At 68.6% G+C, this 14,532-nt stretch carries 13 protein-coding genes; 9 read left to right on the plus strand and 4 right to left on the minus strand.

Features of this window, described 5'->3' with window-relative positions:
• From ACYVK3_RS08990 to ACYVK3_RS09015, 6 genes are all read left to right on the plus strand, one after another.
• The coding region (locus ACYVK3_RS08990; protein ID WP_460496926.1) for a carbohydrate ABC transporter permease at positions 1 to 1,342 on the plus strand (1,342 nt) is incomplete at its 5' end.
• Positions 1,343 to 1,345: 3 nt separating this feature from the next.
• Entirely contained in the window at positions 1,346 to 2,260 is a 915-nt protein-coding gene (locus tag ACYVK3_RS08995; protein ID WP_460496927.1) for a sugar ABC transporter permease, read from the plus strand.
• 102 nt (positions 2,261 to 2,362) lie between these two features.
• A complete protein-coding gene (locus tag ACYVK3_RS09000) occupies positions 2,363 to 3,988 on the plus strand; it encodes a glycoside hydrolase family 53 protein (RefSeq protein ID WP_460496928.1) in 1,626 nt (541 codons plus the stop codon).
• A 58-nt stretch (positions 3,989 to 4,046) separates the two neighbouring features.
• Positions 4,047 to 4,355: a substrate-binding domain-containing protein gene (locus tag ACYVK3_RS09005; RefSeq protein WP_460496929.1), complete on the plus strand. Its 309-nt coding sequence runs from the start codon at positions 4,047 to 4,049 to the stop codon at positions 4,353 to 4,355.
• A gap of 402 nt (positions 4,356 to 4,757) precedes the next feature.
• Positions 4,758 to 5,387, plus strand: coding sequence for a TetR/AcrR family transcriptional regulator (locus ACYVK3_RS09010; protein WP_460496930.1), 630 nt, complete (start codon positions 4,758 to 4,760; stop codon positions 5,385 to 5,387).
• 58 nt (positions 5,388 to 5,445) lie between these two features.
• Positions 5,446 to 7,896, plus strand: coding sequence for an MMPL family transporter (locus tag ACYVK3_RS09015; RefSeq protein ID WP_460496931.1), 2,451 nt, complete (start codon positions 5,446 to 5,448; stop codon positions 7,894 to 7,896).
• Here the strand turns inward: ACYVK3_RS09015 and ACYVK3_RS09020 are convergent.
• A complete protein-coding gene (locus ACYVK3_RS09020; RefSeq protein WP_460496932.1) occupies positions 7,886 to 9,265 on the minus strand; it encodes a glycoside hydrolase family 43 protein in 1,380 nt (459 codons plus the stop codon). The two genes, ACYVK3_RS09015 and ACYVK3_RS09020, sit on opposite strands and share 11 nt — an antisense overlap.
• Positions 9,266 to 9,534: 269 nt before the next feature.
• Here ACYVK3_RS09020 and ACYVK3_RS09025 point away from each other — a divergent pair, with 269 nt between their 5' ends.
• Complete coding sequence (locus tag ACYVK3_RS09025; RefSeq protein WP_460496933.1) at positions 9,535 to 9,978, plus strand: DUF2269 family protein; 444 nt, start codon at positions 9,535 to 9,537, stop codon at positions 9,976 to 9,978.
• 11 nt (positions 9,979 to 9,989) lie between these two features.
• Here ACYVK3_RS09025 and ACYVK3_RS09030 read toward each other — a convergent pair whose 3' ends face one another.
• Together ACYVK3_RS09030 and mca are read right to left on the minus strand one after the other, a co-directional pair.
• The gene (locus ACYVK3_RS09030; protein ID WP_460496934.1) at positions 9,990 to 10,574 is read right to left on the minus strand and encodes a YqgE/AlgH family protein; all 585 of its coding nucleotides are present in this window, start codon (positions 10,572 to 10,574) and stop codon (positions 9,990 to 9,992) included.
• 264 nt (positions 10,575 to 10,838) lie between these two features.
• Positions 10,839 to 11,708 (minus strand): PIG-L family deacetylase, encoded by an 870-nt coding sequence (mca, locus tag ACYVK3_RS09035; RefSeq protein ID WP_460496935.1) that lies wholly within the window; start codon positions 11,706 to 11,708, stop codon positions 10,839 to 10,841.
• Between the two features lie 186 nt (positions 11,709 to 11,894).
• Here mca and ACYVK3_RS09040 point away from each other — a divergent pair, with 186 nt between their 5' ends.
• Entirely contained in the window at positions 11,895 to 12,338 is a 444-nt protein-coding gene (locus ACYVK3_RS09040) for a DUF4307 domain-containing protein (protein WP_460496936.1), read from the plus strand.
• Positions 12,339 to 12,457: 119 nt separating this feature from the next.
• The gene (gene greA, locus ACYVK3_RS09045) at positions 12,458 to 12,952 is read left to right on the plus strand and encodes a transcription elongation factor GreA (RefSeq protein WP_460496937.1); all 495 of its coding nucleotides are present in this window, start codon (positions 12,458 to 12,460) and stop codon (positions 12,950 to 12,952) included.
• An 83-nt stretch (positions 12,953 to 13,035) separates the two neighbouring features.
• On the opposite strand, the gene ACYVK3_RS09050 is transcribed toward greA, so the two are convergent.
• The gene (locus tag ACYVK3_RS09050; RefSeq protein WP_460496938.1) at positions 13,036 to 14,313 is read right to left on the minus strand and encodes an ABC transporter ATP-binding protein; all 1,278 of its coding nucleotides are present in this window, start codon (positions 14,311 to 14,313) and stop codon (positions 13,036 to 13,038) included.
• Positions 14,314 to 14,532: the final 219 nt, after the last annotated feature.

Genomic DNA, 14,532 nt, shown 5'->3' on the forward strand with positions numbered 1-14,532 from the left:
CCCGCCGGTGCCGGGCCTCGCCTCGGCGCTGGTGTGGGGTGCGGGCCAGCTCATCAACCGCCAGGCGGGCAAGGCCGCGTTCTTCTTCGCGTGCTTCGCCGGAGCCGTCGTGTGGGAGATCGCCACCGGCAACTACTACGCCGGGATGGACTTCACGCCGCGATCGAACGGCGGGTTCTTCATCAGAGGCCTGTGGGGCCTGTTCACGCTCGGCGTCCAACCGCGCGAGATGACCCTCACCGGCCTGACCGAGGGCGACAACTCGATCGTCCTCATGGCCAACGGCCTCATCGCCATGTTGACGCTGGCCTTGCTCGCCATCGTCTGCTTCTGGAGCGTCAGCGACGCCGTCCGCTGCCGCGCCGTCCTGAACGCCGGCGGCACACCGGATCCCTCGGGTCGCTACTTCCGCAGATTGTGGGAGGGCGCCTTCGCCTATATCGCGCTGTCTCCGGGTCTGGTCCTGATCGTCTTCATGTCGGTGCTGCCGGTCCTGTTCGGCATCCTCGTCGCCTTCACCGACTACAACCGCGACAACCTGCCGCCGAAGAACCTCGTGAACTGGGTCGGCCTCGACAACTTCGCGACCGTCTTCGCCGTCTCCTCCTGGTCCACGACGTTCCTCGGCGTCCTCGCGTGGACCTTCGTGTGGGCGGTGCTCGCGACCGTCACCACCTATGCCGCCGGGCTGCTCCAGGCCGTGCTGCTGGCGAGCCGAAAGGTCAGGTTCCCGCGCGTGTGGCGCTCGGTGTTCCTGCTGCCGTGGGCCGTCCCCGCCATCGTCTCCGCCCTCGTGTTCCGCTCGATGTTCAACGGCCAGTTCGGCCCGGTCAGCCAGTGGCTGGTCGACCTCGGCCTCACCGACGAGCGCGTCTACTGGTTCACCGACCCGTCGCATCCGAACCTGGCACGGGCCGTCGCGCTCCTGGTCAACCTCTGGCTCGGATTCCCGTTCTTCATGGCCCTCGTCGGCGGCGTCCTCGCGAACATCCCCGACAGCTACTACGAGGCCGCCCGCATCGACGGCGCCGGGCCCGTGCACCAGTTCCGCTACATCACCCTGCCGATCGTCCAGCGGACGGTCACGCCCCTGCTCGTACTGGCATTCGTGCACAACTTCAACAACTTCGGGGTGATCTACTTCCTCACCGAAGGAGGTCCCGACAATGTGGACTACCGGTTCGCCGGCAGCACCGACCTGCTCGTCACCTGGCTGTTCAAGCTCACTCTGGACAACCGCCTGTACAACATCGGCGCGGTGATGAGCCTGATCGTCTTCGTCATCGTCGGTGCCTTCTCGGTATTGAACCTCAACCGCTCCAAAGCGATCAGGGAGTTGTGACCCATGGCCGATCATCCGGTGAAGACCGCGGACCATCCGGCGGCGCGGCTCCGGCGGATCCCCCCGAGCGGGGGCATCGAGCGCCGGCAGCGGGTGCGCGACGGCGCGGCCAGCGTGTTCCTCCACGTGGAACTCGCGATCGTCGCCGTCATCGTGATATTCCCGCTCATGTGGGTCGTCGGCTCCTCCTTCGGGCCCGGCGGGGGCTTGGCCAACGCCAGCCCCATACCCGAGAACGCGACCCTCGACAACTACGTCCACCTGTTCACCCAGACGAACTACGGGCGCTGGTACCTCAACTCGCTCTATGTCGCCACGCTCAACATGGTCGGCTCGGTCGCCCTCTCGGCCCTGTGCGGCTGGGTGTTCGCCCGCATCCGCTTCCGCGGCCGCAAGGCCAGCATGCTCGGGATCCTCATTCTCCAGATGTTCCCCAGCTTCCTGACCGCCATCGCGGTCTACATGCTGTTCCTCAACTTCGGTCTGCTCGACTCCCTGACCGGACTGGCCCTGGTGAGCATCGCCGCCGCCCTGCCGTACAACACCTGGCTCATGAAGGGCTACACCGACAATCTGCCCGCGAGCCTGGACGAGGCCGCGGCGATCGACGGCGCGGGTCGGCTCACGATCTTCCGCAAGATCGTGCTGCCGCTGATGCGCCCGATGCTGACCTTCGTCGCCATCACGCAGTTCACGGTCCCGTGGATGGACTTCATCCTTCCCCGACTGCTGCTGCAGAGCAACAGCAAGCAGACCGTGGCCCTGGGCCTGTTCCAGATGATCACCGACCAGTACAGCAACGACTTCACCACCTTCGCCGCCGGCGCCGTGGTGCTCGCGGTGCCCATCACGATCCTCTACATCCTCTTGCAGCGCCACCTGGTCACCGGGGCCATGGCGGGAGCGGAGAAAGGGTGAGACCCATGGCCGAGCACGGCCTCCTTGACTTCGGCGGCGGTTCCCCGCCGCCGTCGCGGGCGCCCGCCGGCGCCCGCCCCATCGATCGCAAAGGAGCGACACATGAGACGGATGATCGCGGTGGCCCTGGTCGCCGCCATGAGCTTCGTCGCCTTCGCCACGGCCTCCCCGGCGCAGGCCGTCAGCAGCGACTTCTACATGGGCGTCGACGTCGGCACGCTCGCCGAGGTGGAGGCCGACGGTGAACGCTTCTATGACAACGGCGTGCAAGGCGACGCGCTGGAGATCATGGCCGACAGCGGCGCCAACCTGGTGCGGCTTCGGCTGTGGAACGACCCGTACAGTTCCTCGGGCCAGCCCTACGGCGGCGGCACGAACGACCTGGACAAGACGATCCGGCTCGCGCAGCGGGCCAAGGCGCTCGGCATGGACGTCCTGCTCGACCTCCACTACTCGGACTTCTGGGCCGACCCGGGCAAGCAGCACAAGCCCAAGGCATGGGAGCACCTCTCCTATAGCCAACTGGTCGGCGCGGTGCGCGACTACTCGCGCGACGTCGTCTCGCAGATGAGCGCCGCGGGAGCGGCGCCCGAGATCGTCCAGGTGGGCAACGAGATCACCAGCGGCATGTTGTGGCCCTCGGGCAGCACCGACAACTGGACGCAACTCGCGGGCCTGCTCAAGGCCGGCATCGAAGGCGTCCACCAGGGCGCCGACGGCATCGAGATCGCGCTGCACCTCGACCGCGGCGGCAACAACGGCGCCTACCGCGACTGGTTCGACAACGCCCGCGCGCAAGGCGTCCCGTACGACATCATCGCCATGTCGTACTACCCGTACTGGCACGGCACCATGGGCCAGTTGCGGAACAACATGAACGACGTCTCCGCCCGCTACGGCAAGGACGTGCTCGTCGTGGAGACCGCCTACGCCTGGACCCTCCAGGACGGCGATGGACGCGGCAACATCTTCACCGGCAGCCATGCCGAGGAATCGGGCTACCCGGCGACCGTTCAGGGCCAGACGCAGTTCCTGCACGACCTGCAGGACGCCATCGCCGACGTGCCGAACGACCGCGGGCGGGGCCTGGTCTGGTGGGAGGCGGCGTGGACCGGCGACACGAGCTGGGCCACGCCGGCGGGGATGTCGTACATCGACGACCAGGCCGGCGAGAGCAACTCCTGGGACAACCAGACCCTGTTCGACCACAACGGGAACAAGCTGTCGACGCTGGACTTCTTCGGCGAGGTGACCGGTGGCGAGCAGGGCTCGGGCACCGGCGAGAACGTGCTGGCCAACGGCGGCTTCGAGTCGGGCGGCAGCACGACGGCGACCGCTTGGAGCGTCTGGTCCCAGAGCAGCGCTGATGCCGACGCGGCCTTCCGGGAAACACGCGGAAGCGTCTACGAGGGCGGCTCCAAGTTCACTCACTGGAGCAGCGCCGCATACGTCGTCTCCCACTATCAGTCGCCGAGCGTCCCGAACGGGACCTATACGCTCACCGCCTGGGTCATGAACGGCGGCGGCCAGCATGCCGCGCACATGTACGCCAAGCGGCACGGCGGCGCCGAACGGCGGGTCGACCTCCCGGTGACCTCGCAGTGGACCCAGGTGTCCATCACGGGCGTGCAGGTCACGAGCGGGCAGATCGAGGTCGGGTTCTACTCGGACGCGAACGCCGGGAACTGGATCAACGTCGACTCCGTGAGTCTGTACCGCACCGGGTGAACGCGGCCGGGGAGGCCGACCGAGCCACGACGGCCTCCCCGCGCGCCGCAAGACCGGTATGGTCACCGGCCCGCTCGACACCCCCGGCGGCGTCGCTGCGGATGGAGGGCTTCACCACCATGCTGGGCCGCAAGGCGACCATGCGCATGCTGGTCCACGGCGACTACACCCAAGCCGGCGGCGAGCGGGCGATGCGCGAGCTCCTGAGGAATATCCCAGGCCTGGAGGGGTCTTCGTCGCGTCGGACCTCATGGCCGCCGGCGCGCTCCAGGCGCTCCACGTCGCCGGCCGCGGCGTCCCCGAAGACGTGGCCGGCGCTGGATTCGATGACTCGGCGATCGCCACCGCGACCAAGTCGATCACTTAGTGTGAACGTTCCTAGTAATTCACGGCCGAGCCGTATCAGAAAGAAAAGCGCGGAATAGGCTGATGAACTGGTAAATCACCACACGATCGGCACATGGCGACTGACGCGCACGGCCCAGAGAGAGCTGGGAACGATTTCAGCATCTTGAAGTCTCGGGCCAGAGACGGCCGGGCGGCGGAGGCACCCAGGTTCTTGTGACGCTTGAGCGCTCGCACTCGCGGCAGGGCGCCGCTCCAATGAGTCTAACGAGCCTCACCGGACTGCCTTGACGGCTACGAAGGCGACCGGGTGCGGGGCGCGGCCGCGCGAGCGCCCGGGCTCGCCGATCGCCTCGGTCAGGGCGTTCGGCACCACTCCGCGGTTTAGTTGCACTGAGTGCATCTGCTTGCGTAGTGTGGGGGCATGCCGTCGTCCGGAGAGACCGCCGCCGACCGCCGCGCGCTGCTCAAGGAGCGCCACCGCCGCGCGATCATCGACGCCGCGGCCGCGCTCATGGAGGAGACCGGCGGCACCGAGTTCACCGTCGTCCAGCTCGCCGAGCGGGCGGACGTCTCGCGCCGCACCGTGTTCAACCACTTCGCCACCGTGGACGACATCGTGATCACGGTATGCGGCGAGCTCCTCGGCGCCATCGTCGACGGCCTCGAACTCGGCTCGGCACGTTCGGATTCGCCGTTCGACGAGGTCGCCGACGTCTTGAGCAGCGCCGACCTGGTCGAACCCATGGCGTATCTCACGCGTGTCCTCGGGGGACCGGACGCCGGCCAGACGCCGCGATCGGCCGTCATCCTCCTGCGCTCCTTCACCCAGGTCAGCGAGGGACTGTCGGCCAAAATTCTCCAGCGGCACCCCGACACCGACGAGCTCACCGCGCACCTGCTGGTCAGCGCGCTCGTCAGCGGGTTGATCACCATTCACCGCCACTGGCACGCCCAGACCGGCGCGGCGGTCGACGCGCACTCGCACCGGGTCTGGCAGCGGCTCCTCGAACGCCTGCTCGACGCGACGCGAAGGGGCTACGGATCCATGTAGCGAGCCGGTCCCGCCCTCCCCGTACTCGTCCGTTCCGCCAACTCACCGAAGGACTCCCATGGCCGAACTGCTCTTCCGGATTGGCCGGGCCGCCGCACGGCGCGCCCGCACCGTGATCGCCGTCTGGATCGCCGCGCTCATCGCCGCCGGGATCGCGTACGCGCTCGGCGGCGGCACGCTCGCCACGAGCTTCTCGATTCCCGACACGCCCACCGCCGAGGTCACCGACCGCCTCGAGTCCGAGTTCCCCGACGCGGCCGGCGGCACGGGGACGATCGTGTTCACGACCGAGGACGGCTCGGCCTTCACCGACGCCCAGCGGGAGGCGATCGGCGCCGCCGTCGCCGAGGCGTCCGAAGTCGAAGGCGTCGAGGAGGTCATGAACCCGTTCGCGACCGAGGCGGAGCGCGAGCAGCGACGGCAGGAGATCGAAGCGGGCCTGGCCCAGGTCGAGAGCGGCTACGCCGAGCTCGAGGAGGCGCAGCGCCTGCTCGACGCCGCCCGGCGGCAGGCCGAGGCGAACGGAACGCTGGAGCAGGTCCAGGAGGAGCTCGACGCCCGGCAGGAGACCATCGACGAGGGCCTCGCCGAGCTCGACGCGCAGAGCGCCCAGCTGGAACAGGGAGCGGCCCTGCTGGAGATGGCGTCGGCGATGCGGACCGTCTCGGAGGACGGCGACGCGGCGATCGCCACGGCGCGGTTCGACGAGGACGCCTTGGCCGTCTCGGAGGAGACGAAGTCCGAGCTGATGGCGGTCTTCGAGGACGAACCAGTGGACGGGGTGCGAACCGACTTCGCGGCCGAGATCGCCGGCGGCGTTCCGGACCTGCTCGGCATCGGCGAGGTGATCGGCCTGTTCGTCGCCGCGGTCGTCCTCATCGTCATGCTCGGCACGCTCATCGGCGCCGGCCTGCCGATCGTCAACGCGCTCATCGGCGTCGGCATCGGCGCGCTCGCGGCCATGTCGCTGTCGGGAGCGATCGAGATGGCGTCCGTGACCCCCATCCTCGGCATCATGCTCGGCCTGGCGGTCGGCATCGACTACTCGCTGTTCATCATCAACCGGCACCGGCGCCAGCTCAAGGAAGGCTACGAGCCGTCCGAGTCGATCCCGCTCGCGAACGGCACCTCCGGCAACGCGGTCGTGTTCGCCGGGGCGACCGTCATCATCGCGCTGCTGGCGCTCAACGTCACCGGCATCCCGTTCCTCGGCCTCATGGGCACCGTCGGCGCCATGTGCATCCTCGTCGCCGTCCTCGTCGCCGTCACGCTCACGCCGGCGCTGCTCACGCTCGTCGGCCGGCGCGTCCTGAGCCGGCGCGAACGCGCCGCGCTGGAGTCCGCGCCCCGGGCCGCGCCCGCGCCGGCGAGCGCCGCCGACCCGCGCCGCCTGCCGCTGTGGCAGGCCCTCGGCCGCGTCGTCGTGTGCGTCGCCGCGCTCCTCGTGGTCGCGATCCCGGCGCTCGACCTGCGCCTCAACCTCCCCGACGGGTCCACCGAGGCGCACGACTCCACGCAGTACCAGGCCCATGAGACCGTCGCCGATGAGTTCGGCCCCGGGTTCAACGGTCCGCTCCTGGTGGTGGCCGACCTGCCCGGCTCGCCCGACGAGGCCGAGCTGGCGGCCCATCAGCTCGCCGTGGCGCGGGTCCTCTACGAGCGGGACGACGTCGTGGCCGTCGCGCCGATCGGCGCCTCCGAGGACCGCACCATCGCCGCCTTCCAGGTCGTGCCGGCCGGCGCCCCGACCAGCGAGTCCACCGAGGACCTGGTGCACGCCCTGCGGGAGCTCTCGCCGATCGACGGGACGTACGCGCTCGGCGTCGCCGGCTCCGCCAGCGGGAACATCGACATCTCGGAGAAGCTCGCCGATGCCCTGCCGGTCTATCTGGTGGTCGTCGTCGGCCTGTCGCTCATCATCCTGGTGCTGGTGTTCCGGTCCCTCTACGTCCCGTTCATCGCCACCCTGGGCTTCATCCTGTCGTACTTCGCCGCGCTCGGCGGTGTCGTGGCGATCTACCAGTGGGGTTGGCTCGCCGACGTCTTCGGTGTCGAGAGCCCCGGCCCGGTCCTCAACTTCCTGCCGACGATCCTGCTCGGGATCCTCTTCGGACTGGCGATGGACTACATGCTGTTCCTCGGCTCGGGGATGCGCGAGGCGTTCAGTCACGGCGCGCCGGCGCCCCAGGCCGTGGTGCTCGGCATGCGGGCGGGACGCGCGGTGGTCACCGCGGCGGCGATCATCATGATCTCCGTCTTCGGCGGCTTCATGTTCTCCCACAGCGCGATGATCCGGCCGATCGGCTTCGCCCTGGCGTTCGGCGTCCTCGTCGACGCGTTCGTGGTCCGCATGGTGCTCATCCCGGCGCTCATGCACCTCGCCGGCGAGAAGGCGTGGTGGTTGCCGCGGTGGCTCGACCGGCTCCTGCCGGACGTCGACGTCGAGGGCGCGGCCCTCGAACGCCGGCACCCGCACCACCACGAGACCGAGGCGACGCCTAGTAGGTGACCTGGAAGGTGGCGTCCTGGCGGTCGGCCGCGGGCGAGCTCGCGCCGAGCGGGTCGATGCGCAGGACGTACCCGGAGTGGCGCAGGTACCGGTCGGGGAAGTTGTGGGACCGGAACGAGGCCCAGGCGCCGTCGGCCAGGCCGGCGGTGCGGACGAAGGTGGCGTCGGCCGCGAACTGGGACGTGCCGTCGTTCGCGGCGAGCCGGAGCTCGTAGTTCACATGCCGCAGGTACCGGCCGGGGACGTTCACCGACTCGAACGACGCTCCGGTCGGATCGGCCAGGCCGGGGCGCAGCCGCCACTGCTGGTCGGCGGGCGGCTCCATCGGGAACGGATCGATCCTCGCGAGCTCGTTCGCGTGGCGCACGTACCGGTCGGGGAAGTTGTATGACTTGAGCCGGTTCCATTGCGGTGCGCCCCACCGGTCGACCATCGCGGCCCGCTCGGCGGCGGTGATCGGGACGATGCCGGCGTGCTTGGCGCTGATCGGCGCGTCGTAGTCGCGCCGGCTCAGCGCCGACCAGGAGTTCCCGTCGATATCGGACGACCGCCAGACGTAGAACACCGCGTTGTCGGGGACGAAGGAGTCGCCCCACAGCCAGAAGGCGTTGCCGGCGTTGGACTTCACGAGGATCGGGGCCTCGATCGCGCCGCCCTGGCGGAGCCCGGCGCTCACCGTGGTGAAGCTGTTCGGCGCTCCCGTGGCCGAGCTGGAGACGTACAGGCCGCCGTTGCCCATGTGCTTGTAGGCCAGGTAGAACGCGCCGCCGTGGACGAGCACGTCGCCGTCGAGCACGTTGAAGCCGGGGTCGAAGAAGACCTGCGCGCCGCCCATGTTCACGAAATCGGTCGTGTAGTTGACCATGAGCACGTCGCGCACGCCGTTGTAGGCCGAGTAGACGACGCCGTACCGGCCGCGCGCGGGGTCCCAGAACGCGGTCGGCGCCCACGAGTGGGTGGCCATGTCGTGGAGGCGGACGCGCCGGTAACCGGTGAAGCTCGTCAGGTTCGCCGAGTCCCACACGTGGAGGTACTGGTTGTCGAGGTTGAACACGCGTCCTTTGAGGTCGGTGGCGAGGACGACGAAGCCGCCTTCCCGCTTGCGGAGGATGAAGGGGTCGCGCAGGCCCTGCGTGCCGGCGGTCGGCACGGCCACGGGGTTGTTCTGGTTGAGCGGCATCCAGTGCAGGCCGTCGTCGCTGACCGCGAGGTGGAGGGCGTAGCTGTCGTCGCTCTCCTGCGGCGACTCTTTGAAATAGGACATCGCGTAGGCGGTGTTCGTCTGCGCGAACGCGGTGTTGGCGGAGGCGACGGTGCCTGCGACGGCGGTGGCCATCGCGGTGGCGAGCAGTGTCCGACGTGAGGGCATCGTGCCGGGCCTTTCTGTGAAGGGTGGAGGGGGATCGGCTCAGACGGGCGTCGTCGATGGAAAAGTGATCGGTAACAACTGTAGGCGCATGCCGTTGATAAAGTCAAGAACTTCAATGTCTGGAGGCTTGCCCGTCCGTACCGGGAAACCGGTTGACACCACAGGGATACTGTCGTCCCCTCCCGGCACGGCCGTGGACATTCGCCTCCCCCGCCCCGAGTCCTCGCCGTTTCGGCGCCTGAAGCTCCTTGCGTCCGTAGGATCGCCATATGAACACGCTGCTGGTGATCCTCCACGTCCTGACCGTGGCGATCCTCGTCGGCCCGGCCATGCTCGTGCCCTGGCTGGGGGAGCGGGCCCTGCGCGTGCGCGACGGCGACGCCGCCCACCTCGCCGGTCGCCGCACCATGGCCTTCAACGCCCTCACGCTCATCGCGGCGCTCTTCGGCGCGCTCGTGGTCGTCACGAGCGAGGAGTACTCCTTCGGGGACCCGTGGCTCATCATCGCCGCGACGCTGTACGTTCTCGCGTTGATCAACGGGACGGCGGCCATCCCCGGGGCGCTGGCACGCATCGGCAAGGACCTCCAAGACTCCGAAGGCGTCCTCGACGCGGAGGCGCTCGAGCAGCACCGGGGCCGGCTCCGGGCGCTCGCCGGGCTGGGGGTCGTCTGCTACGTCGTCGTGCTCATCCTCATGGCTTGGCGCCCTTGAGGAACGGGGTGTCAGTTCAGGGTGGGATCGGCGGGGTAGTGCGCCACCGCGGACAGCAGGCCGCCCTGGCGCCTCCAGACCATGGCCCACAGCTCTTCGGGGTTCGTCGAGAAGGGATCGGTGGGGAGGGCGTCGAAGACCATCCACGCACCCGCGTCGATCTCCGACTCCAGTTGGCCGGGCACCCATCCGGCGTAGCCGGCGAAGACCCGCATCCCGTCGAGCAGGTGCGAGACCTCGCCCGGGTCACGCGAGAGGTCGAGCGTGCCGAGCCGGCCCATCACCGGCCTGAACGCGTCGGACTCGGGGGCGTCGGCCTTGCTCCAGCCCAGCGCGATGGCCGCCTCCGGCTGCACCGGCCCGCCCTCGAAGAGGACCGCCGGATCGCCGGCCAGCACACCCCAGTCGCCGAGCACGTCGGCGACCGGCATCTCGGTGGCGCGGTTGAGGACGACGCCGAGGACGCCGTCGGATTCGTGGCCGACGCCTATGACGACGGTCCGGTCGAAGTTGGGGTCCTGCAGCGTTGGCGTGGCGACGAGAAGACTTCCGACGAACGACTCGGTCCGCGCCGGTGAAGTTTCGCGACTGACCATGGCTTCACCTCCGTTCTGCCGCTGCCGCCGCGTCCGCCGTGGCCCTCATGGCGAAGCTTCCGGGCCGTCGATCGGCCCGTGCTTCCTTGGCACGGTATCTCGCGGCGGCGTGCTTGCAACAACGTTCCCGCACTTTCCGAGGAAATACACCAAGGTGTCGGGAGCCCGACAGTTCGTTCGTCACCGAGGGTGCGCGAGCGCGAACATTGCGGTGTCGCGGAAGTGGATCGGCGGGTCCGGTGGGGTCCGGGAACGGCAGGGGGACTAAAGGGGACGGTGTGCCTGGCGGATGCCGGCGAAGAGGTCGTCCTCCGGCAGCCGCGACTCGACGTGGGACTCGACGAGCTCGTAGTCCTCGGTCGGCCACCACGCCTGCTGGACCTCGCGCGGCACGGCGAACCAGAACCCGTCGGGGTCGACCTGGGTGGCGTGCGCCTTGAGCGCCTCGTCGCGGATGTGGAAGTAGTCGGCGCACTCGATGCGGGTGGTGGTGCGCTCGCTCTTGTCGCGCGCCCAGTCCTCGCCGTCGAGCCAACCGGCGTACGGCGATTCGAGCCCGGCCTCGAGCATCCCGTGGTGGAGCGATTCGATCCTGGCCTTGCCGAAGGAGTGGCTGTAGTACAGCTTCAGCGGCTGCCACGGCTCGCCCCGGTCGGGGTAGCGCTCGGGGTCGCCCGCGGCGCGGAAGGCCTCGACGGAGATCTCGTGGGTCTTGACGTGGTCGGGGTGCGGATAGCCGCCCTCCTCGTCGTAGGTCGTCACCACGTGGGGCCTGAAGGAGCGCATGATCTCGACCAGCGGCGCGGCGGCCTTCTCGGTGGGCACCAGATAGAAGGCGTCCTCGGGCAGCGGGACGTCCGAATCCGGCAGCCACCCGTCGGGGAGGCCGGAGTCGGTGAAGCCGAGCCAGTGCTGCCGCACGCCGAGGATCTCGCGGGCGCGGTCCATCTCCTCGGTGCGGATCCGCGGGAGGTGCTCCTGGACCTCGGGGCGGTCCATCTTCGGGTTGAGCACGTCGCCGCGCTCGCCGCCGGTGCAGGTGACCACCAGCACCTCGATGCCTTCGCGAACATAGCGCGCCATGGTGGCGGCGCCCTTGCTCGATTCGTCGTCGGGGTGCGCGTGAACACACATCAGGCGCAGACTGCTGGACGCGTTTGACACGGCGTTCGACCTCACTGGTGGGTGCCAAGGTAAAGCTGCTGTGCGCTAAAGCCGACGCGCACCGATGAGTAGGTTGTCGGCTCTGGCATTCTGTGCAACGATACTCGATAATCGATTCTTCCCCGACCGACGACCTCAGTGCTAGAAAGCAGCCGGATGAGTGAGACCTTGACCACGGATGGGCGCGCGCCCGAACCTGGCGACGTCTCCTTTCCGCCGGATCGCTACGGCCGACGCCGCGAACCGGCCCGAAGGCGCCCGATCCTGGCCGTCGTGCTGACGCTGGCGGTGGTCGCCGCCGGGGCCGCCGTGTCGTGGCGCCTCTATGAGCAGTACGGGCACGGGGAATACACGTCGAACCTGCTCGCGTTCGACGACTCGGTGCCCGGGCAGGTCGCGGTCACCTTCGAGGTGTTCAAGCCCGAAGGCGAGGGGGCCGTCTGCCTCATCAGGTCCCGCGACATGAGCGGGGCCGAGATCGGGTCGGCGGAGGTGCGCATTCCCGCGGACGCCTCCACCCGCGTCGAGCGGACCTACACGCTCGAGGTGGAGGGCGAACCCAATACCGGCGAAGTCCTGCGGTGCTGGAAGGCGGACTGATCACTGATCTTCGGCCCGCCGCACCGCGTATCGGTCGGCGGGCATTTTGTTATTCGCATACCGCTACGCAATTGACCTGTACACAGCACGGATCGCAACATTCGGAGGATTTGGAGCATATGGCTACCGACAGCAACCAGGGCACTTGGCTGACGCAGGAGGCCTACGACCGCCTCAAGGCCGAGCTGGACGAGCTCATCGCGAACCGTCCGGTGATGGCCGCCGAGATCAATGCCCGGCGCGAAGAGGGCGACCTGCGCGAGAACGGCGGCTACCACGCCGCCAAGGAGGAGCAGGGCAAGCAGGAGGGCCGCATCCGCCAGCTCGAGGACCTGCTGCGCCACGCGAAGGTCGGCGAGCCGAAGGCCAGCGACGAGGTCCAGATCGGCACGGTCGTGACGATCGCCTTCGACGGCGACCCCGACGACACTGAGAAGTTCCTGCTGGGCTCCCGCGAGATCGGCGCGACGACGGACCTGACGGTCTACAGCCCGGACTCCGCGCTCGGAGCGGCGATCTTGGGCCACAAGGAGGGCGACACCGTCTCCTACACCGCGCCCAACGGCATGGAGCTGTCGGTCAAGATCGTCGGCACCGAACCGTTCGAGGGCTAGCACCGCGGTCATCACCGGCCGCGGCGGCCGGAACGAACAGCGCTTGAGGGGCCACAGGGCCCCTCAAGCGCTGTTCGCGTCGTTCAGGCGCGCTGCGTCCAGCCGACGTCGATGCGCTTGCCGAACTTGTCGAAGTAGTGCAGCGCGTCCATGTGCACGGCCACGGTGATCGGCTGGCCGGCCGAGATCGGGATGTGCGGAGGCAGGCGGAAGACCAGGTCGGCGGGCTTGCGGATCGGCCCGGTGTCCTCTTCGGCGCGCCGCTCGGCGGTCGGTGCGCCGAAGCCGGAGAACAGGCCCGTCAGGCGCCGGCGCGGCTTGGAGCCGTTGCGGGCCAGGTCGGGCTTGTCGCCGATGCCGTCGGGCACGATCGCGGTGGCCCCGATGTCGAGGAAGACGAGGGTCTCGTGGCCGTGGTGCTCGTAGAAGCGGACGCGGCCTTGGAGGGATTGGCCCGGCTGGCCCTCGGCGACCGGCGCGAGCGCCTCGGCCCGCATCCCGACCACGATGTTCTCGCCGTGGTAGCGGGCGACGGCCCGGCCGCGCAGGTCGTGCCACGGCAGGCGCAGCTCCTGGTCGCCGAAGTCGAGCGCGACGTAGCGGTCGAGGTAGACGTTGACGCGGGCCTCGAGCAGGTTCATGCGGGGCGTGCCGAGGAACGCCGCGACGTACATCGTCGCGGGCCGCTCGTAGACCTCGTCGGGCGTGCCGACGTCCTGCAGGACGCCTTTGCGCAGGACCGCCACGCGGTCGGCCATGGTGAGGGCCTCGGTCTGGTCGTGCGTGACGTACAAGGTCGTGGCGTCGTGGCGCCGCACCAGCGACGAGATCTCGGTCCTCAATTCGGCCCGGAGTCCAATGTCGAGGTTGGAAAGAGGCTCGTCCATGAGGAACAGTTTGGGGCGGCGCACCAATGCGCGGCCCATTGCCACACGCTGCTGCTGACCGCCGGAGAGTTGTCCCGGTTTGCGCTCCAGCAGATCACTGATGCCCAATGCTCCGGCCATATCCCCGACGGCTTCGGGAACGTTCGGACCACCGTTCCGCTTGCCGAGTTTCAAGGGGAATCCGATATTCTCGCCAACCGACATATGCGGATAAAGGGCAAAAGTCTGGAAGATCATCGCGGCGTTGCGCTCGCGAGGGGGCAGATCATTGGCGTATTCGCCGTCGAGCAGGATGTCGCCCTCGGAGGGCGCCTCCAGCCCGGCGACCATTCGGAGCACGGTTGACTTGCCGCAGCCGGACGGGCCCAGGAGCACCAGGAACTCGCCGTGGTTGACTTCCATGGTCAAGGAGTCCACGGCCAGGGTATCGCCGGGGAACACCTTCGAGACGTTCTTCAGCGTGACTGCAGTCACCGTTAACTCCAGGGGTTCAAAAGGGGACCGGTAGGTACATGTTCGCCAAGTGAAGCGGATTCATCGACGTGGTTGACTAGGCGTAGCTTAATCCTTGCGCTCCCAGTCGAGTGTCGCGGGCCACCCTTCTCGCTCCGGGTTAACTCCAGATTACGGAAGGTGTTTCCCTCCGTCGGAGGCGGATGGCGTGGGCCGCCGCCGGGGTGTGGACGAGCGGCC

Source organism: Glycomyces tarimensis, assembly GCF_054776215.1.

What these genes read in the sequence shown, in the direction of transcription:
- ACYVK3_RS09020 (WP_460496932.1), bottom strand. Translation starts at nt 9,265, where the DNA reads ATGCCCTCACGTCGGACACTGCTCGCCACCGCGATGGCCACCGCCGTC.
- ACYVK3_RS08995 (WP_460496927.1), top strand. Translation starts at nt 1,346, where the DNA reads ATGGCCGATCATCCGGTGAAGACCGCGGACCATCCGGCGGCGCGGCTC.
- ACYVK3_RS09025 (WP_460496933.1), top strand. Translation starts at nt 9,535, where the DNA reads ATGAACACGCTGCTGGTGATCCTCCACGTCCTGACCGTGGCGATCCTC.
- mca (WP_460496935.1), bottom strand. Translation starts at nt 11,708, where the DNA reads ATGTGTGTTCACGCGCACCCCGACGACGAATCGAGCAAGGGCGCCGCC.
- ACYVK3_RS09010 (WP_460496930.1), top strand. Translation starts at nt 4,758, where the DNA reads ATGCCGTCGTCCGGAGAGACCGCCGCCGACCGCCGCGCGCTGCTCAAG.
- ACYVK3_RS09005 (WP_460496929.1), top strand. Translation starts at nt 4,047, where the DNA reads ATGGTCACCGGCCCGCTCGACACCCCCGGCGGCGTCGCTGCGGATGGA.
- ACYVK3_RS09040 (WP_460496936.1), top strand. Translation starts at nt 11,895, where the DNA reads ATGAGTGAGACCTTGACCACGGATGGGCGCGCGCCCGAACCTGGCGAC.
- greA (WP_460496937.1), top strand. Translation starts at nt 12,458, where the DNA reads ATGGCTACCGACAGCAACCAGGGCACTTGGCTGACGCAGGAGGCCTAC.
- ACYVK3_RS09015 (WP_460496931.1), top strand. Translation starts at nt 5,446, where the DNA reads ATGGCCGAACTGCTCTTCCGGATTGGCCGGGCCGCCGCACGGCGCGCC.
- ACYVK3_RS09030 (WP_460496934.1), bottom strand. Translation starts at nt 10,574, where the DNA reads ATGGTCAGTCGCGAAACTTCACCGGCGCGGACCGAGTCGTTCGTCGGA.
- ACYVK3_RS09000 (WP_460496928.1), top strand. Translation starts at nt 2,363, where the DNA reads ATGAGACGGATGATCGCGGTGGCCCTGGTCGCCGCCATGAGCTTCGTC.